Origin of the sequence: Amycolatopsis sp. WGS_07 (genome assembly GCF_045278895.1) — a bacterium.
Lineage (GTDB): Bacteria > Actinomycetota > Actinomycetes > Mycobacteriales > Pseudonocardiaceae > Amycolatopsis.
On sequence record NZ_CP136053.1, the window covers coordinates 6487177 to 6505114 of the forward strand.

Sequence of the window (17938 nt, forward strand, 5' to 3'; positions counted from 1 at the left end):
CGACTCTCCGCCCCCTCGGACGTCCGTGAAGGACTCCTTGAGGGAATCTGATTCCCTCAAGGAGTCCTTCACGGACCGTCGGCCCGCGTCCCGGCCGCAGCCAACCCTGCATCGCCAATCCTGTCCGGGCGGCGGCTATTTCCGCCCGCCCTCAGGCAGACGTCCGGTCCCAGCCCGCCTACGGGGCGCCAGTTCCTGACTAGCCCGCGAGGCCCGGCTTCCGGCGGTGCCCTGCGCCGGCCGCGGGACTGCAGCCCAGCCCCGTCACCCCAAGTCCGCCTCACCCGCGTCCGGCAACCGCACCACCGCCCGCGCCCCGCCTCCCTCCCGGTTCCCGAACTCCACCTCCGCCCCCAACACCCGCGCCTGCGCCACCGCGATCGTCAGCCCCAGTCCATGCCCGCCGCCCCGTGAATCCGCCCCGGTCCGGAACCGCGCCGGTCCCTCCCTCAGCAGCACCTCCGGATACCCCGGCCCCCGGTCGCTCACCACCACGCACCGGCCATCCACCTCCACCGTCACCGGCGGGGCCCCGTGTTTCGCCGCGTTCGACAGCAGGTTCGCCAGGATCCGTTCCAGCCGCCGGGGATCCGTCCGGACCCGTACCGACGTCGGGGCGACCGCGTCCGGCACCCGGCGGCGGACGAACTCGGCCAGGTCGATCTCCGTCAGATCCGCCCGTTCGGCGGCCGTGTCCAGCCGGGCCACCTCCAGGACGTCCTCCACCAGCGAGCGCAGCGCGGCCACCCGGTCGCGGACCAGTTCGGCCGGGCGGCCCGGCGGCAGCAAACCGGCGGCGGTCACCAAGCCGGTCACGGGCGTGCGCAGTTCGTGCGCGATGTCCGCGGTGACCCGTTGTTCCGCGGCCAAACGAGCCTGCAGCGCGTCCGCCATCGCGTCGACGGCTTGGGCGAGGTCGGCGGCTTCGTCCCGCGGACGGGGGCCGATCGCGTCGCGCACGCGGGCGGGAGCGCCGTTCGCGACGTCTCGGGCGGCGTCGGCGGCTCGCCGGAGTCGGCGTGCCATTCCGGCGCCGAGCACGACGCCCAGCAAAGCCCCGGCGACAGTGACGACAGCGGAACCCACCAGCAGTTCACGGTCCAAAGTGGCCAGTGCTTGCGTTTGCGCCGCGTAACTGGCCCGCACCGAGACGACGTGCCCTCCGGTTTCCGCGGCTGCCCAGAGGACTGGACCGTCCAAATAGGTCGCTCGATTGCCGCCTCGGACGGCGTCGCGCAGGGGAGCGGGGAGCGTCGGATCGTCGAGCTGGCCGTCGACGCCGGGGTTGCGCAGCAGCAACTGCACCCATTCGTCCTGTGCGTGGCGCGCTTGGTCGGCTTGGGTGCGTGCGAATTGCTGGTGCACCAGCAAACTCAACGTCACCGCGACGGCGGCGGACACGAGCGTCACCGCCGCGGTCAGCCGCCAGCGCAGGGTGGCCGGGAAGAGTTTCATGGCTCGGCGCGGAGCTTGTATCCGAAGCCCCGCACGGTTTGCAGCCGCTCTTGGCCGATTTTCACCCGCAGCCGTTGCACGTGGACGTCGACCACTCGCGTGTCGCCGCCCCACGCGTAGTCCCACACGCTGGCCAGCAGGGTGTCCCGGCTGAGCACGGTGCCGGGCGATTCGGCGAAGCGCAGCAGCAGGCGCAGTTCGGTCGGGGTCAGGTCGACGGGACGGCCGGCTCGGCGCACCTCCAAACCGCTGCGGTCGATCTCGACGTCGCCGAACCGGACGACCGCGTCTTCCTCGGGGCCGGACCAGCCGCTGCGCCGCAGCACCGCCTGGATCCGCGCGATCAGCACCGAGGTGTCGAACGGCTTGGTGACGTAATCGTCGGCGCCCGCTTCGAGCCCGAGCACGACGTCGACCGCGTCGTCGCGGGCGGAGACCATCAGCACCGGCATCCGGCTTTCCTCGCGGATCCGGCGGCACAGGCTGACGCCGTTGAGCCCGGGCAGCATCACGTCGAGCAGGGCCACGTCCGGCGGCTGCGCGCGGAACCGGTCGAGCCCGGCCAGCCCGTCCGCGGCGGTCGAGACCTCGAATCCGGCGCGTTCGAGCGCGAGCTGCGTCGCCTCCCGGATCACGTCGTCGTCCTCGACGAACAGCACCCGCGTCATGGTCCCTCCGGCGAGAAACCGGTGCCGGTCCAGCGATACCGGGCCACCCCGTTGTGCGGGCCGGTCGCCGACATCGTGGCCAGCTGCCCGTCGAGCACGGTCAGCAGGGCGCCGGAGTTCTCCAGTTTGAACAGCTGCTTGCCGCCGACGGTGTAGACGTAGCCGCCGAGATACGCGCTGACCGGCACGCCCGTCGCGCCGCTGCTGCCGGTTCCCGGGGCTCCGGCCGCGCCGCACGGGTACACGTTCACGACCACGTCGGTCTCGCCGGTCAGCTCGTGGTAGGCGGTGTTGACCGGATACTCCCCGGCGATCGCGCCGTCCGGACACGGTCGCAGCGCCGCTTTCGTCCGCGCGCTGACCGTCGGGTCCGCGCGCAGCAGGGCGACCGCGTCCACGGTCGGGCCGCGCGGGCTGGTCGCCGGCGGCGAGGTGGCGGCTGCCGGTTGAGCAGGTCCGGAAACGCGCACACCGTCCACAGTGGAGCAAGAGGCGAGCGACAGCAAGGCGGCCGCCGCCAGCACAGTCCTCCGCATGCTTTGCACAGTACGCATTTTGCCGTCCGCGCGCCGCTCGGGGAGCGCTGTTACACAACCGATGGGTTTCCTCCGGCCGGCCGCAACGCGGTCCGGGGCCTGCGGTGATCCGCCTTTCCTAGCTTGGCGGGGAACCGACGAGGGAGAGGAGTCCGATGAGGACGGAAACGGTGCCGGACCCGGTGGAAACGCGGGTGCCGAGGGGACGGCTGCTGGGCGTCGACGCGGTCCGCGCGCTGGCGATCATCGGGGTGTTCATCGAGCACTTCTTCGCGAGCGGCTGGCTGCACGGCGGCCCGCCCGACCAGGCTCCGGGCTTCCTGACCTGGCTGGACGTGCAGACCTCGTCCCGGGCGATGAGCCTGTTCGTGCTGCTGTTCGGGCTGTCCGCGGCGCTGATGACCGGCGGTACGAGCCCGGCCGCCGGGAACGAACGGTGGCGCGCCCGCGGCCGCCTCGCCGTCCGGGCGGTGGTGCTGTTCCTGCTCAGCCTGGCGATCGACGAGTACGGCGCGTCGGTGATCTCGTACTACGCGGTCATCCTGATCCTCCTGTTGCCGCTGGCCCGGCTGCGCGCGCGAATGTTATTCATTCTCGCGGGCATCGCCGTCCCGGTGATGACGCTTTACGCGTTCTGGGTGTTCAACGCCCATTCCGACTGGCTGCGGTCCGAAACCGCGAACGGGCTCGCGATCTTCGGGCATCCCGAGCAGTGGGGCGAGTTCCTCAAGGGGATGGTGCTGACCGGCGGCGGTTTCCAGGTCGCGTACGGCCTGCCGCTGGCCCTGGCCGGGATGGCGATCGGCCGCCTCGACCTTCGTGCGCATCAGGTCCGGATCCGCTTGCTGTACACCGGGTTCGTGCTCGCCAGCGCCGCGATCCTCGGGTCGTGGATCGCCACCTACCCGCTCGGCGGAGCCGACGCGATCGCGACGACCCCGCCGCCGGCCATGCCGTGGCAGGTGCTCCTGGCGATGCCCCCGGACGGGTCGCTGTACGCCACCAGCCCGCTCGGCATCGTGCTCATGATCGGCGTCGCGATGGTGCTGCTCGGCGGACTGCTGATCGTGCTGGACCGGCCGCTCGGCCGTCGCGCGCTGTGGCCGCTCGCCGCCGCCGGCGGGATGGCTTTCACCTGGTACGCGGCGCATTTCGCGGTGTTGAAGCTGGTGCCGAAGCCGTATTCCTTCGTGTTCCTGGTGACGGTCGTCGCGGTGATGCTGGCCGCGTCGGTGGCGTGGCGGCACTGGCGGCGGCGCGGGCCGCTGGAATGGCTGGTGCATCGGGCGACCCTGCTCGTGCCCTGACCTTCAGCGGGCGCGGGGTCCGGCGGTTTCCCGGATCCCGCGCAGCACCGTGACGAGCGTGATCACGGCGGCCAGCATGATGTAGAACGCGGGGGACAGCTTGTAGCCGGTGGCGGCGACGAGCCAGGTCGCGATGTACGGCGCGGTGCCGCCGAAGAGCGAAACCGCGATGTTGTACGGAATCGCGATCGCGCCGGAGCGGATGCGCGGCGGGAACAGTTCGGCCATCGCCGCGCCCGCGGCCCCGTCGTAAGCGGCGATCAGCAGGCCGAGCAGCACCATCCCGGCGACCGCGAGGACCGGATTGCCCAGTGACATCAGCAGCAGCGACGGCCAGGTCAGCACCACGAACCCGACGGTGCTCGCGATGAGCAGCGGTTTGCGTCCCACCCGGTCGGACAGCGCGCCGGCGACCGGGACGGCCGCGGCCACGACGGCGAGGCACACAGTGGCCGCGACGAACGATTCGGTTTTCGTGAAGTGCAGCGTTTTCTGCAGGTAGCTCGGCATGAACGTCTGCAGCGACCAGTGCGCCACCCCCTTCACCACGACCAGTCCGGCCAGCACCAGCATCGCCCGGCTGCCGGTGCGGAAGGAGTCCCGCAGCGGGCTTTCGGCGACCTGACCGGTGCGTTCGAGGTCGCGGAACTCGGGCGTGTCGGTGAGCCGCGTCCGCAGGTACAGCCCGGCCAGCCCGAGCGGAAGCGCCAGCAGGAACGGCAGCCGCCAGCCCCACGCGGACATCGTCGCGTCGCCGAGCGTCGCGGTGAGCAGCAGCGCAAGCCCGGAGCCGACGACGAAGGCGGCGAAGCCGAAAGTGTTGGAGAAGCTGGTGTAGTAGCCGCGACGGTTCGGCGGCGCGAACTCGTAGAGAACGGTGACCGCGCTGGACGTTTCGCCGCCCGCCGCGAAGCCTTGCACCAGGCGGGCGAGCACGAGCAGCAGCGGGGCGAGCGTGCCGACCGCCTGGTGCGTCGGCAGCACGCCGATGGCGAACGTCGACAGCGACGTGGCCAGCACGACGATCGCGAGCACCCGCTGCCTGCCGATGCGGTCGGCGAGCGGGCCGAAGAACAGCCCGCCCAGCGGCCGGATCACGAACCCGGCGGCGAATACCGCGAACGTCGACAGCAGTGCCGCGGTGGCGTCGCCTTCGGCGAAGAAGTTGTCCGCGATGGAGGCCGACAGCGTGCCGTAGAGGCCGACGTCGAACCACTCCACGAAGTGGCCGGCCCCGGCGGCGAACACCACCTTGCGCGGCGAAACCCTTGCCGGAGCGCCTGTTCCCAATGCAGTCATGGACGGACCTCGTTGTCTGTCGGCGAGGTCCGTGAGGGGAACCCTGAGGGAATCAGGGTTCCCCTCACGGACGGGCGGGGAGGGAGTGTGGGCGGGGCCGAGGTAGCCGAGCCCGATGCTGACCGTGTCGGCCGCCTCGACGACGAGCGCGCCGAGTTCGGCCTCGCGTTCGTCCAGCGCGATGGCGGAAAGCGCGCCGGACAGCGAAATCGCGGCGGCGATCTCGCCGGTGTGGTCGCGCACCGGGGCCGCGATGCAGGCCCGGCCCAGCGCGAGTTCTTCGATCTCGGTCGTGTAGCCGCGTCCGGCGGCCGCCGCCAGGTCGGCGCCGAGCGCGTCGAGGGTGGTGTGGGTGTGCGAGGTGAACCCGGGAAGCGGTTCGGCGCCCAGCAGTTCGGCGCGCTGCTCCGCGGTGGTGTCGAGCAGCAGGCTCTTGCCCATGCCGGTGGCGTGCAGCGGATTGAGCTGTCCCATCAGCGAAAACGACTTCTGGGCCAGCTGGCCCTCGACGTTCAGCAGGTAGAACAGCGACGCCCCGCGCCGCACCGCGACGTTCGCGCCCAGCCCGAGTTCCCACGCCAGCCGCTGGGCGACCGGCCGGGCCTGCCGGTAGATCGGATCGTTGTTGAGCGCGATGCCCGCCATGGTCAGCACCGCCGGGCCCAGCTCGTACAGCTGGCTCACCGGATCGCGCTGCACCAGTTCGGCCGCTTCGAGCGTCGCGAGCAGCCGCGAGGTGGTTGACACGCCCAGCCCGACCTCCGCCGCCACGTCGGACACGCGCAGCGCGGGACGGCCGGGCGTGAAGGCGCGAAGCACCGCCGAAGCCCGCTCGACGCTCTGATTGCCGCCAGTCTCGGAAACCATGGTCCTGAGTATGGGTAGCAGTTGCATATTTCGCAAGTGGCGTGCAAAAGTTGGAGCCGACTTCCTGAATTCTGGTGTTGGAGGGCTGCATGCGCATTGCCGACGTCACGACCTACGTGCTCAAACCCGCCGGCCGGCAGGCCTACCTCGGCGCGCTCGAGGACGGCAGCGAACTGGGCGCGGACCAGGGCTACGTCGTGCGCGAGCCGTGGCGCAGCCTGTACTCCGGCCGGTTCGAGACGATGCTGGTGAAGATCACCGCGGACGACGGCACCACCGGCTGGGGCGAGGCGCTCGCGCCGGTCGGCCCGGAGGTGGCGGCGACGATCGTCGACCGGCTGCTGGCCGGCTGGCTGCGCGGCCGCGAACTGACCGGGCCCCGTCCGCTCTGGCACGGGCTGCGCGACCTGATGCGGGAGCGCGGCCACCTCGTCGGGCACCAGGCCGACGCGCTCGCCGCGGTCGACATCGCGCTGTGGGACCTGTTCGGCAAGCTGACCGGGCAGTCGGTCGCGCGATTGCTCGGCGGCGCGCACCGCGACCACGTCGACATCTACATCTCCGGCCTCGCCCGTTCGACCGACGAGGAACGCGCCGCGCTCGCCGCGGACTGGGCCCGCCAGGGTGCGAGGCGGGTGAAACTGGCCGCGGGCAAGGGAATCGAAGCCGATCTGGCGACGTTCGACGCGGTCGCCGCGGCTGCACCGGAGATGAAGATCGCGCTCGACGCGCACTGGGCGTACCGGATCGGCGAGGCCGTCGAGCTGGGCCGAGAACTGGACCGCCGGGGCGCGTTGTTCTTCGAGGCGCCATTGGTTCCCGAGGACGTCGACGGGCACTGTGAATTATCCTCAAGGATCACCACGCCGGTCGCGGTCGGCGAGGCGATGCGCAACCGCTACGAGTTCGCCGACTGGCTCGGCCGTCGCGCGCTGCGGCTGGCGCAACCGGACGTCGCGCGCACCGGCATCACCGAGGCGATGTCCATTGTGGAACTCACCTCGGCGTATCACGTTCCGGTGGTCTGCCACCATTCCGTCGGCCTCGGCGTCTCGCTCGCGGCCGGGATCCACGTGACGGCGGCGAGCGCGGACTCGCCGTATTTCGAGTACCAGCCCGACACGATTCCGGTGGCGCAGAGCATTCTGCGCACTCCGCTGACCGCGGGCCCGACCGGCTTCGCGGTGCCGGACGGGCCAGGGCTGGGCATTGACGTCGATGCGGACTTGGTCGCCGCGCTCGCGAAGGAGAGCTGACACTGTGTCGAACCCGCCGATCGGGCTCATTCCCATCCTGGCCACCCCGTTTTCCCCGGACGGCGCGCTCGACCTGGCGTCGTTGCGCTCGCTGGTCGAGTTCGAGCTGTCTGCGGGCGCGGACGGGGTCGCCGTGTTCGGCATGGCGAGTGAAGGTTTCACACTGACCGCCGCAGAGCGTGAGATTATTTTGCGCGAGGTGCGCGCCGCCGCGGGTCCGGACGTGCCGGTGGTCGCCGGGGTCAACGCGACCGGCATCGCCCCGGCGCTCGAACAGGCGCGGCTCGCGGCGGACGGCGGCGCGGACCAGATCATGGTGCTGCCGCCGTTCCTGGTGAAGCCCGGGCCGGGTCAGGTCGTGGAGTTCTTCGCCGAAGTCGCCGCGAGGGCGGACGTGCCGGTGATGATCCAGGACGCCCCCGGCGTCACCGGGGTGCCGATCGATCCGGCGGCGGTCGCGGCGCTGGCCGGGGTCGAGGGCATCACGTCGATCAAGGTCGAATCGCCGCCGACCCCGGTCAAGGTCGCCGCCGTGCGCGATTTCGGGCTCGCGGTGCTGGGCGGGCAGAACGCGCAGGCGTTGATCGAGGAGTACGACAACGGCGCGGTCGGCACGATGCCTGCCTGCGAGTTCACAGATGTGCTGCGGGGCGTGTTAACCGATCTCACGGCGGGCCGCCGGGTTGAGGCGCGCGCCGGATTCGCGCGGCTGCTGCCGTTGATCCACCTCGGGGTGCGGCCGGGGCAGGCGTGGGCCGTGCACAAGGAGATCCTGGTGCGGCGGGGGATTATCGCGTCGGCGACCGTCCGGCTGCCCGCCCGGCCGCTCGACGCGGTCACGGGCAAGGCGTTGAACGAGATCCTCGAAGAGCTGGCGTGGTAGCGCGGTCGGTCGTCATTGTCGGTGGTGGGTCGGAGATCGGGATCGCCATTGCCGAGGCATTCCCTGGCGACCGGGTGATCGGCACCGGTTTGCAAGCGACGGATCACCTGGCGTACGCGGACTTCGTGGTCGCCGATGCGTCCACTTCGGACGGTGCGGACTCGATTATCCAGCAAGCCGGTTCGGTGGACGTGCTGGTTCTGGCCGCTGCTGCCCAGCCGGTCGCGGCGGCCGTCGACACCACGGACGCCCAGTGGCATTCGGCGATCGCAAACACTCTGGACGCGGCGTTCTACCCGGCACGCGCGGCGTTGCGGGTGCTGCCGCGCGGCGGGTCGATCGTCGCGGTGACGTCGGTGAACGGGTTCCTCGCCGCACCCGGGCTGCCCGGATACGCGGCGGCCAAGTCCGGAGTGGACGGTCTGGTGCGGCAGCTGGCGCTCGAGTACGGGCCGCGCGGGATCCGGGTCAACGCGGTCGCGCCGGGGATGATCGGCGCGACCGGGCTGGAGCGCGTGACGGAGGGATATCCGCTGGGGCGCACGGGAACTCCTCGGGAGGTGGCGGACGCGGTGGAGTTTCTGGCTTCGGAGCGGGCGTCGTTCGTGACCGGGGTGGTGCTGCCGGTCGACGGCGGGTTGTCGATCGCTTCTCCGGCGGCATTTCTGCGGCCGGATTTGCGGGCGAGGTTCCTGCCGGGTGGTGGGGCTGGGTGACCGGGTGTTTCGCTGTCTGCCGTTTGTGTGGCCAGGCAAGGCAGTACGAGGTTCCTGCCGGGCGGTGAGGCTGGGTGACGGGCGTTTCGCTGGCTGCCTTCTGCGCGGCCAGACAAGACAGCGCGAGGTTCCTGCCGGCTTAGCGAGCGGCCATTTCCCGTCGGCGCGTCGCCAGCAAGGTGCAGCCGACCGCCGCGGCGTAACCGAGGGCGACGATCGTCATCGGGACGGTCAGCGACATCGCCGAGCCGGCGGTGAGCAGCGTGCCGAGCACCGCCGTGCCGAGCGCGCCGCCGGTTTGCCGGGCGGTGTTCAGCACTCCGGCGGCCAGTCCGGTGTGCTCTTCGGGAGGCGTCGACATCGCGACCGACGTCATCGCGGGCATCGCGATCGAGCAGCAGCACAGCACCACGCCGCCCGCCACCACCAGCGGCGGGGAACCGGCCGCCGCGAGCAGGAGGGCGCCGAGCCCGGCGAGGCTGAAGCCGATCAGCATCGGGACCCGGGGGCCGAAGCGCGCGGTGAGCCGTCCGCTGGCGGTGGCTCCGATGCCGATCGCGACGGTGAGCGGGAGCGTCAGCATGCCGGTCGCGAACGCGGACTGGTGCAGCGGGCCCTGGAGGTACAGCGACAGGCAGAGCAGGGTGCCGTAGAGGCAGAAGTTGAAGATCAGCCCGGCGGTGCTCGCGGCCGAGAACGGCCGGGACGAGAAGATTTCCAGCGGCAGCATCGGATCGCGCCGTCGTCGCTCGACCAGGACGAACGCGAGTCCGGTCAGCAGGCCCGCGGCGATCAGCGGGAGGGCCCAGCCGGACTGGCCGACCTGGATCAGCCCGCCGGCGAGCGCCGACAGCGAGACGGTGCCTAGGACGAGTCCGGATGGGTCGAGGCGGCGGTTCCGCTGAGCAGGCGATTCGACGACGTAACGGCTGGTCAGCACCACGGCGAGAACGGCGAACGGCACGTTGACCCAGAAGATCGCGCGCCAGTCGACGAGCGCGATGAGCACGCCGCCCGCGACCGGACCGGTCGCCAGGCCGATCGCCGCGATACCGCCCCACAGGCCGAGCGCGTGCGCGCGTTCCCGGGGCTCGGGAAACTGCCGGACGATCAGCGCGAGGGAACACGGCAGCAGCGCCGCCGCGCCGATGCCCTGCACGGTCCGCGCGACGATCAGCACCGGGATGCTCGGGGCCAGCGAACACAGTGCTGATCCGACGCCGAATACGACCGTGCCCAGCACGCAAACCCGCCGCGAACCGTAACGGTCGCCGAGCGAGCCCGCGGTGAGCATCCCGGCGGCGAGGGCGATGGTGTAGCTCGCGATCACCCACTGCTCGCCGCCCAGCCCGCCGCCGAGATCGTGCCGGATGGCTTCGACGGCGACGTTCACGACGGTCGCGTCCAGTTGGACGATGAAAAAGGCCAGGCACAGCGCGATCAGGGCGAGCCGTTGCCTGCGTGCGGAGGTTGCTGTGGTCACCAGGCGATGGTGGCGCGGAAACGGTTCGGCATGGGCCGAAGTGTCAGAGGTAAGGCCGCTGCTTCCGCTTCTCGTCCGCGTAAGTTTCGTAAGCCGTGCGAGTCGAGTCCAAATCGGACACTTCGCTCACCGGCACGTCCCACCACGCCGACCCGGGCGGATTCGGCGCGAGCGGGTCGGTCTCCACGTGTACGACTGTGGTCACCGGATTTGCCTTGGCCTGCTTCAGTGCCGCCTTGAATTCCTCCACAGTGGACGCTCGCAGCATCGTCGCGCCGAGGCTGGCCGCGTTGGCGGCGAGATCGACCGGCAGCACGTCGCCGTCCAGCAGGCCACTGTCCGATCGATACCGATAGGACGTGCCGAACCGTTGCGAGCCAAGGGATTCCGACAGCGAGCCGATCGACGCGAACCCGTGGTTCTGCACCAGCACGATGATCACCTTGAGCCGTTCCGCGACCAGCGTGACGATTTCCTGCGCCATCATCAGGTACGAGCCGTCGCCGACGAGCACGACCACCTCGCGGTCCGGCGCGGCCAGCTTCGCCCCGACCCCGGCGGCGACCTCGTAGCCCATGCAGGAGTAGGCGTATTCCACGTGGTAGGACTTCGGATCCCTTGCCCGCCACAGCATTTGCAGGTCGCCGGGCATCGAACCGGCGGCGTTGATCACCACGTCGCGGTCGTCCAGCGAGCGGTTCAGCGCGCCGAGGATCTCGGTTTGCGCGGGCAGGGGGCCGTGGCCGAGGTCGAAGCAGGAGTCGGCGGTGCGGTTCCATTCGTCGGCGAGTTGCCGGGTCCGCGCGCGGTAGGCAGGGGAGACCTGCCAGCCGGACAACGCGGCCGACAACGCTTCCACGCCGCGCCGGGCGTCGGCGACCACCATTTCGGCGGAGTGTTTCGCGGCGTCGAACCGGGCGACGTTGAGGTTCACGAACCGCACGTCCGGGTTGCCGAACACGGTGTGCGACGCGGTGGTGAAGTCGCTGTAGCGGGTGCCGATGCCCAGCACGACGTCGGCTTCCGCAGCCAGTGCGTTCGCTGCGGAAGTGCCGGTGGAGCCGAGGCCGCCGACCGCGCACGGGTGGTCCCACGGCACCGCGCCCTTGCCCGCGTGGGTGTCCGCGACCGGGATTCCGGTCTCGGTGGCGAAAGCGCGCAGTTCCGCCCAAGCTTCCGAGTACACGACACCGCCACCGGCGACGATCAGCGGTTTCGCCGCGGACCGCAGGAGTTCGGCGGCGCGGGCCACGGCTTCCGGAGCCGGTGCCGGACGGTCGACATGCCAGACCCGGCGGCGGAAGAAGTCCTCCGGCCAGTCGTACGCTTCGGCCTGCACGTCCTGCGGCAGCGCGAGCGTGACGGCTCCGGTCTCGACCGGATCGGTCAGCACGCGCATCGCGGCGAGCGCGGCCGGGATCAGCTGTTCGGGCCGGGTGATCCGGTCGAAGTACTTCGACACCGGGCGGAACGCGTCGTTCACCGAGACGTCGCCGTGGCGCGGGTCTTCCAGCTGCTGCAGCACCGGATCCGGGCCGCGGCCGGCGAAGACGTCGCTGGGCAGCAGCAGGACCGGGAGCCGGTTCGTGGTCGCCAGCGCGGCACCGGTGATCATGTTCGTGGACCCGGGGCCGGTGGAGGCGGTGCAGGCGAAGGTCTGCAGCCGGTTGCGCATTTTCGCGAACGCGGTCGCGGCGTGGACCTGGCCCTGTTCATTGCGGGCGAGGTAGTAGGGGAGCGTGCCGGTGTGCGCGGTCTGCAGCAGCGCCTGACCGAGCCCGGCGACGTTGCCGTGGCCGAAAATCCCCCACACGCCGGGGATCAGCCGGTGTTCGACGCCATCGCGTTCCGAGTATTGGCTGGCGAGAAACCGCACCAGTGCTTGGGCGGTGGTGAGCCTCATCGCGGGCCTCCGAAGGGCAGCCGGGGATCGACGTCCTGGGTTTCCCAAGCCTGGCGCACCCAGGCGTGCGCGGGGTCGTCGCAGATCAGCCACGCCCGTTCCGGGCCGGGGCCGGCCATCACGTTCAGGTAGTACAGGTCGTAGCCGGGCGCGGCCATGGACGGCCCGTGCCAGCCGTGCGGGATCAGCACGACGTCGCCGTTGCGCACCTCCTCCAGCACGTCGATCGGCCGCTCCTCGGTGCCGTAGACCCGCTGGTAGCCCATCCCGCCGCCGGCGACCTCGAAGTAGTAGATCTCCTCCAGTTCGCTCTCGCCCTCGCGCGCCTCGTCGTGCTTGTGCGGCGGATAGGACGACCAGTTCCCGCCCGGTGTGAGAACTTCACAGACGAGCAGCTGGTCGGCGTGAAAGGTGTGCGGCAGGCAGTAGTTGTTGACCTGACGGCTGCAGTTCCCCGCGCCGCGCAGCTCGGTCGGCACGCCGGACGCGGGTCCGTAGCGCGCGGGCAGCCGCTTCGACGTCTTCGCCGACGGCAGCGCGAACCTTCCTCGGCCGGTCACCGTAGCTTCGGCATCCCTTGGCAGGTAAGCGAAATCGGTGACCGCGTCGAACACGCCGGCCCGGCCGGCCAGCTCGAACGTCACTCCGTCGACCGACACCGAGCAGCTGCCGGACAGCGGGAGTACGAGCGTTTCGGCGTCGCCTGTGGAGAACGTCTCGGTGCCGTCGAGTTCGAGAATGCGCAGGCCGGAGAACCCCCACCCGGCGGATTCGGGAGTGATGATCAGGCTGAACGGGCCTTCCTGAGAACGGTTCACAGCAGCCCCACCGCCGTGTCGACTGCTTTCGCGACGTCGCCGTCGTGCGGATAGAGCAGCGAGCGGCCGACCACCAGGCCTTGCACCGTCGGCAGTGCCAGCGCGTCCTGCCAGGACGCGAACGCCGCGTCCGGGTCTGTCACCTCGCCGCCGAGCAGCACGGCGGGCAGAGTCGAGGCGGCCAGCACCCGCTCCATGTCGGCGACCACCGGCAGCTTCAGCCAGGTGTACGCCGACGACCGGCCGAGTCCGGCGGCGATGGTGATCGAGCGGATCACCGCGTCGGGGGACAGGTCGTTCGTGATTTTCCCGTCGGTCCAGTCCGCGAGGAACGGTTCGACCATCGCGATCAGCTTCCGCTCGGCCAGTTCGTTGACTGCTTTCGCGGTGTTCTCCAGCACGCTCGGCGTCGCGGGATCGGACAGGCAGATCCGCGTGAGCATCTTTCCGCCGTCGAACCGCATGCGAGCGATGGTTTCCGCGTCGTAGCAGGCGAACCGGTCGTCGATTTCGAAACTCGACCCGGCCAGTCCGGTGCGGTTCATCGACCCGAGCACGGTCTTGCCGTCGAGCACGCCGAGCAGCAGCAGATCGTCGATCACGTCCGGGGTGGCCAGCACGCCGGTGACGCCGGGGCGTTCCAGCGCGAGGCACAGCCGCTCCAGCAGTTCGCCGCGATCGGCCATCGCCAGCGGATCGGCCCCGACGGCATTCGCGCCGCGCGCGGGGTGATCGGCCGCGATGATCATCGCCGCGCCCTTGTCGTTGAACGGCGATTTCGCCCGCACCCGCGCGGCGGCGGCCTCGGCGATCGCCTCCGGATCGCGCACCCGTTTGGCGACGATCCGCTCGACCGTATTCATTCCGTCCCTCCGAGCCTGCGCAGTACCTGGTCTTCCGTCGGCATCGCGTCCGAACAGGCGAGTTCTCCGGCGACGTGCGCGCCCGCGGCGTTCGCGAACCGCATGATCCGCTCGACGCCCCATCCGGACAGCAGCCCGTGCACCAGCGCGCCGCCGAACGCGTCGCCCGCGCCGAGGCCGTTGACCACCTCGACCGGCACCGGCGGCACCTCCACCTCGCTGGTGTCGTCCACCGCGAGCACGCCTTTCGGCCCCTGTTTCACCACCGCGAGCGAGATCCCCCGGTCCCGTAACGCTTTCGCGGCTTCCCGAGGTTCGCGAACGGCCACCGCGGTGTCGCATTCGTCGAGGTTGCCGACCGCGACCGTCGCGTGCTCCAGCGCCTTGCCGACCCATTCGCGCGCCTGCTCGCGGGAGTCCCAGAACATCGGCCGGTAGTCGAGGTCGAGCACGGTGATTCCGTTGCGGCCGCGGGCTTCCAGCGCGGCGAGCGTGGCCGAGCGGCTCGGTTCCTGCGACAGCCCGGTCACCGTCGCCCAGAAGACTCGCGCGGCGCGGATCGCGTCGAAATCCAGGTCGCCGGCCGCGAGGTCGAGGTCCGGCGCCTTCGGGAAACGGTAGAAGTAGAGCGGGAAATCGTCCGGTGGGAATACTTCACAGAACGTCACCGGTGTCGGCAGTCGCGGTGACGTGCCGACGAACCGGTCGTCCACGCCGAACCCGGCGAGCGCGCGGTGCAGGTACCGGCCGAACGGATCGTCGCCGGTTTTGGTGATCACCGCGCTGCGCCGGCCGTACCGGGCGGCGGCGACCGCGACGTTGGTCGCGCTGCCGCCGAGGTATTTGCCGAACGAGGTGACGTCTTCCAGTCCGACACCGGTCTGCAGCGGGTAGAGGTCCACCCCGATCCGGCCCATCGTGACGAGGTCGAACCCCGTGGTCATCGCGTCCTCCTCGCAGGCTGTGCCCCGACCGTGCCCCTCGGCCGAGGACTTTGTCAAGACATACGGACAAGGTAGGCTCCCGAGGATGAGCACCAGTCCGGCCTGGGATCCGGTCCGCGGGATCGCGGTGGACCCGGCGAGCCCCGAGCCGCTGTACTTCCAGGTCGCGCGCCAGCTGCACGCCGCGATCGACGACGGCCGTCTCCCCGCGGGCTCGCGGCTGGCGAACGAACTGGACCTAGCGGCGGGCCTGCGGCTGTCCCGGCCGACGGTGCGCCAGGCGATCCAGTCCCTGGTGAATCAGGGGCTGCTGGTGCGCAAACGCGGCGTCGGCACCCAGGTGGTCCGCACGAAGGTCGCCCGGCCGCTGCGGCTGAGCAGCCTGTTCGACGATCTCGCCGGGTTGGGCGAGAAGCCGTCGTCCGAGGTGCTGGTCAACCGGCTGGAACCGGCCGGCACCGAGACCTCGGCGCTGCTGGAAGCTCCCGAGCTGAAGCAGGTCCGGCGGCTGAAACGGATTCGCCGCACCGGCGGCGAACCGCTGGCGATCATGAACAACTGCCTCCCGGACGGCATCATCGACCCGGACGACGACGAACTGCGTTCGCAAGGGCTGTACGAACTGCTGCGACGGGCGGGAATCCGGCTGCATTCGGCGCAGCAGAGCATCGGCGCGCGGCTGGCGACCGAGGAAGACGCGGCGCTGCTGGACGAATCGCCCGGCGCGGCGCTGTTGACCATGCAGCGCACCACTTACGACGAAACCGGCCGCGTGGTCGAGTACGGCTGGCACGTTTACCGGGCGTCGCGGTACTCGTTCAATCTCCCGCTGACGCACGGTCCGCAGTAGGGATCTCCGCGGTTTCGGCGGCGCAGGACAGTTCTTCCAAATGCGTCAGCAATTCGACGGGCGACTTGAGCAGGTGCTGATTCTGCTCCAGCGCCCGGACCTGTGCGACGGAAAGCGTCTGCGTGTACGCGTGGACGCGGCCGGTTTCGTCGGTGTGCTTCACCAGCAAGAGCGAACCGACGAGGGCGACGAAATTGTCGCAGGCCCCGGCGGCGGAAAGCAGTTTGTTCGCCGCGTCCGCGTGCTGGGCGTTCACCTCGCTCATCGGTTTCTGCAGGGCCACGACTTCGACCGCGTGCTCGACCTTTCGGAGGCGGTCCTTGACCTCCGAACGGCTCAGCGCGCGTTTGGCCCGGAGCTTGAACCGCTGCGCCCAGGAGGAGATCACCGGCGGCCCGTCCGGGACGGCTTCGATGCCCTGCAGCGCGAACATTTCCGTGATGGCGTCGGCGAGCCGTTCGGCCGCCGCGTGGTCGTCTCCGGCGACGTACACGAAACAGAACTGGTCCAGCACGGTGCGAGGGTCTTGGCGGTCACCGCGACCGCCATACGGGAGGACAGCTCGGCGGGGGCGGGGTCGGCCTTGTCCAGCACGCCGTCCAGCCGGCCGCGCAACTCGTCGTCGTCGCGCCCGTCGTCCTCGGCGAGGAGTTCGCGCAGCATCTTGAGGCAGCGGCCCCGGGTTGGCCCGACGCTGCCCCGCGGCATGTGCATGGCCTCGGCGACCAGCTTGTAGTCGGAGCGACCGGCGAGCACGGTCAGCCGCAGCAGTTCCTGGCAGCGGTCGGGAAGCCGGCGGAAGGCTTGCCAGAGCTGGCGGTCCTGGTCCGCGCGGAGGGCTTCCTCCTCGGGGGTCGGCAGGTCGCTTTCCAGCGTTTCGGCGATCTCGTCGCTGAGCGGCACCGGACGGGAGAGCCGCCGCGCCGCCTCGCGCCGGGTGGTGGTGATCAGCCAGGCGGCCAGCGCACGGGGGTTCTTCAGCCGGTCGGAGTGCCGGAACAGGGCGAGCCACGTCGTCTGCACCACGTCCTCGGTGTCCTGCGGGTTCAGCCCCTGCGCCCGCGCGACGTGCCATGCGATCGGCGTCATGCCCTCGACCAGCGCTTGCGCCGCCGACTGGTCCCCGGCCTTCGCCTCGCGCAGGGTGGCCTCCAGCCGCTCCCCGTCCGCCGAACGGTCGACACTGTCCGCTTTCGATCCGGTCATGAGCCCCCACCGATCCGCCTGCCGTCGACTGCCGATCCTAGTGCAGCGGTGCTCCCGACCGTCCTTTTAGGACTCCCGGGTGAAGTCGGGCTTGCGGCGTTCGCGGTGCGAGGCGAGCCCTTCCCGGACCTCGGGGCCGGCGAAGCCGTAGAACTCCAGCGCCAGCGAGGTGTCGAAGATGGCGCCGGCGAGCTGGCGGTACCAGAGGTTGAGGCTCTGTTTGGTCCAGCGGATCGCGTTCGGCGCGCCGCCTGCCAGCTCGTGCGCGATCTCCCGCGCGGTGGGGAGCAGGCCGTCCTCCTCCTCGACGCACAGCGACACCAGCCCGATCCGCTCGGCCTCGGCTCCGGTCATCGGACGGCAGGTCATCAGGTAGTACTTGGCTTTGGCCATGCCGCACAGCAGCGGCCAGCAGATCGCCGCGTGGTCGCCCGCCGCGACGCCGAGCCGGGTGTGCCCGTCGATGATCTTGGCGTTGGCGGCGGCCACGGAGATGTCCGACAGCAGCCCGGCGACCAGGCCCGCGCCGACGGCCGGGCCGTGAATCGCGGACACGGTCGGCTTCGAGCAGTCGATGACGTTGTAGACCAGGTCCCGAGCCTCGCGCATGGTGCGGGAACGGGCCTCGAAGTCGTTCGCCAGCTGCTCTACCAGGTCGAACGAGCCGCCTGCGGAGAACCCCTTGCCCTCGCCGCGCAGCAGGACGGCCTTCACCTCGGGATCGCGGTCGAACTCGCGCCAGATGTCGGCGAGTTCGCCGTGCGCGGCTTCGCTGACCGCGTTGAGGTGCGGCGCGTCGAGGACCAGCTCGATGACGCCGTCCTCGTCCGGGCCGTCGACCCGCAGGTTCTCGAACTGTGCGTAGCGGCTCATCCAGCAGTCCT

Annotated in this window: 16 protein-coding genes and 1 pseudogene; 5 read left to right on the forward strand and 12 right to left on the reverse strand. The window is 70.5% G+C overall.

The genetic code is table 11. The features are described from left to right. Nucleotides 1–264 precede the first annotated feature (264 nt). Genes RPX00_RS30655 through RPX00_RS30665 form a run of 3 tightly spaced genes read right to left on the reverse strand, consistent with a single transcriptional unit; the run spans nucleotide 265 to nucleotide 2659 of the window. A complete protein-coding gene (locus RPX00_RS30655) occupies nucleotides 265–1455 on the reverse strand; it encodes a sensor histidine kinase (protein ID WP_406630599.1) in 1191 nt (396 codons plus the stop codon). Beyond that, nucleotides 1452–2123 (reverse strand): two-component system response regulator CseB, encoded by a 672-nt coding sequence (gene cseB, locus RPX00_RS30660; RefSeq protein ID WP_406630600.1) that lies wholly within the window; start codon nucleotides 2121–2123, stop codon nucleotides 1452–1454. Before cseB ends, RPX00_RS30655 begins: the two co-directional genes overlap by 4 nt. Next, entirely contained in the window at nucleotides 2120–2659 is a 540-nt protein-coding gene (locus RPX00_RS30665) for a hypothetical protein (RefSeq protein WP_406630601.1), read from the reverse strand. The genes cseB and RPX00_RS30665 overlap by 4 nt, the downstream gene beginning before the upstream one ends. Before the next feature lie 155 nt (nucleotides 2660–2814). Here RPX00_RS30665 and RPX00_RS30670 point away from each other — a divergent pair, with 155 nt between their 5' ends. Continuing rightward, nucleotides 2815–3966 (forward strand): DUF418 domain-containing protein, encoded by a 1152-nt coding sequence (locus RPX00_RS30670; protein WP_406630602.1) that lies wholly within the window; start codon nucleotides 2815–2817, stop codon nucleotides 3964–3966. Nucleotides 3967–3969: 3 nt separating this feature from the next. Here the strand turns inward: RPX00_RS30670 and RPX00_RS30675 are convergent, their stop codons facing one another. Beyond that, nucleotides 3970–6132 (reverse strand): MFS transporter, encoded by a 2163-nt coding sequence (locus tag RPX00_RS30675; protein ID WP_406630603.1) that lies wholly within the window; start codon nucleotides 6130–6132, stop codon nucleotides 3970–3972. Between the two features lie 89 nt (nucleotides 6133–6221). Here RPX00_RS30675 and RPX00_RS30680 point away from each other — a divergent pair, with 89 nt between their 5' ends. From RPX00_RS30680 to RPX00_RS30690, 3 genes are read left to right on the forward strand one after another with little or no spacing between them, the layout of a single operon-like run. Beyond that, nucleotides 6222–7388 (forward strand): mandelate racemase/muconate lactonizing enzyme family protein, encoded by a 1167-nt coding sequence (locus tag RPX00_RS30680; RefSeq protein ID WP_406630604.1) that lies wholly within the window; start codon nucleotides 6222–6224, stop codon nucleotides 7386–7388. Between the two features lie 4 nt (nucleotides 7389–7392). After that, nucleotides 7393–8271, forward strand: coding sequence for a dihydrodipicolinate synthase family protein (locus RPX00_RS30685; protein ID WP_406630605.1), 879 nt, complete (start codon nucleotides 7393–7395; stop codon nucleotides 8269–8271). Beyond that, nucleotides 8265–8987, forward strand: a complete 723-nt coding sequence (locus tag RPX00_RS30690; protein WP_406630606.1) for an SDR family NAD(P)-dependent oxidoreductase — start codon at nucleotides 8265–8267, stop codon at nucleotides 8985–8987. Before RPX00_RS30685 ends, RPX00_RS30690 begins: the two co-directional genes overlap by 7 nt. Nucleotides 8988–9126: 139 nt before the next feature. Here the strand turns inward: RPX00_RS30690 and RPX00_RS30695 are convergent, their stop codons facing one another. The 5 genes from RPX00_RS30695 to iolC are packed head-to-tail and all read right to left on the reverse strand — an operon-like array spanning nucleotide 9127 to nucleotide 14998. Continuing rightward, nucleotides 9127–10470, reverse strand: a complete 1344-nt coding sequence (locus RPX00_RS30695) for an MFS transporter (RefSeq protein WP_406630607.1) — start codon at nucleotides 10468–10470, stop codon at nucleotides 9127–9129. Nucleotides 10471–10513: 43 nt separating this feature from the next. Further along, nucleotides 10514–12373: a 3D-(3,5/4)-trihydroxycyclohexane-1,2-dione acylhydrolase (decyclizing) gene (gene iolD / locus RPX00_RS30700; protein WP_406630608.1), complete on the reverse strand. Its 1860-nt coding sequence runs from the start codon at nucleotides 12371–12373 to the stop codon at nucleotides 10514–10516. After that, nucleotides 12370–13191, reverse strand: a complete 822-nt coding sequence (iolB, locus tag RPX00_RS30705) for a 5-deoxy-glucuronate isomerase (RefSeq protein ID WP_406630609.1) — start codon at nucleotides 13189–13191, stop codon at nucleotides 12370–12372. Before iolB ends, iolD begins: the two co-directional genes overlap by 4 nt. Next, nucleotides 13188–14054, reverse strand: coding sequence for an aldolase (locus RPX00_RS30710; protein ID WP_406630610.1), 867 nt, complete (start codon nucleotides 14052–14054; stop codon nucleotides 13188–13190). The genes iolB and RPX00_RS30710 overlap by 4 nt, the downstream gene beginning before the upstream one ends. Continuing rightward, nucleotides 14051–14998, reverse strand: coding sequence for a 5-dehydro-2-deoxygluconokinase (gene iolC / locus RPX00_RS30715; protein ID WP_406630611.1), 948 nt, complete (start codon nucleotides 14996–14998; stop codon nucleotides 14051–14053). Before iolC ends, RPX00_RS30710 begins: the two co-directional genes overlap by 4 nt. Before the next feature lie 85 nt (nucleotides 14999–15083). Between iolC and RPX00_RS30720 the strand changes: the two genes are divergently transcribed. Continuing rightward, a complete protein-coding gene (locus tag RPX00_RS30720) occupies nucleotides 15084–15848 on the forward strand; it encodes a GntR family transcriptional regulator (protein WP_406630612.1) in 765 nt (254 codons plus the stop codon). Here the strand turns inward: RPX00_RS30720 and RPX00_RS30725 are convergent. The 3 genes and pseudogenes from RPX00_RS30725 to RPX00_RS30735 all read right to left on the reverse strand — a co-directional run bounded on the left by RPX00_RS30725 (nucleotide 15817) and on the right by RPX00_RS30735 (nucleotide 17927). After that, complete coding sequence (locus tag RPX00_RS30725) at nucleotides 15817–16281, reverse strand: hypothetical protein (protein ID WP_406630613.1); 465 nt, start codon at nucleotides 16279–16281, stop codon at nucleotides 15817–15819. The genes RPX00_RS30720 and RPX00_RS30725 overlap by 32 nt on opposite strands. A gap of 197 nt (nucleotides 16282–16478) precedes the next feature. Continuing rightward, a pseudogene (locus RPX00_RS30730) lies at nucleotides 16479–17054 on the reverse strand (RNA polymerase sigma factor); the annotation flags it as partial. Between the two features lie 66 nt (nucleotides 17055–17120). Further along, entirely contained in the window at nucleotides 17121–17927 is an 807-nt protein-coding gene (locus RPX00_RS30735) for an enoyl-CoA hydratase/isomerase family protein (protein WP_406630614.1), read from the reverse strand. Between the last annotated feature and the right edge of the window lie 11 nt (nucleotides 17928–17938).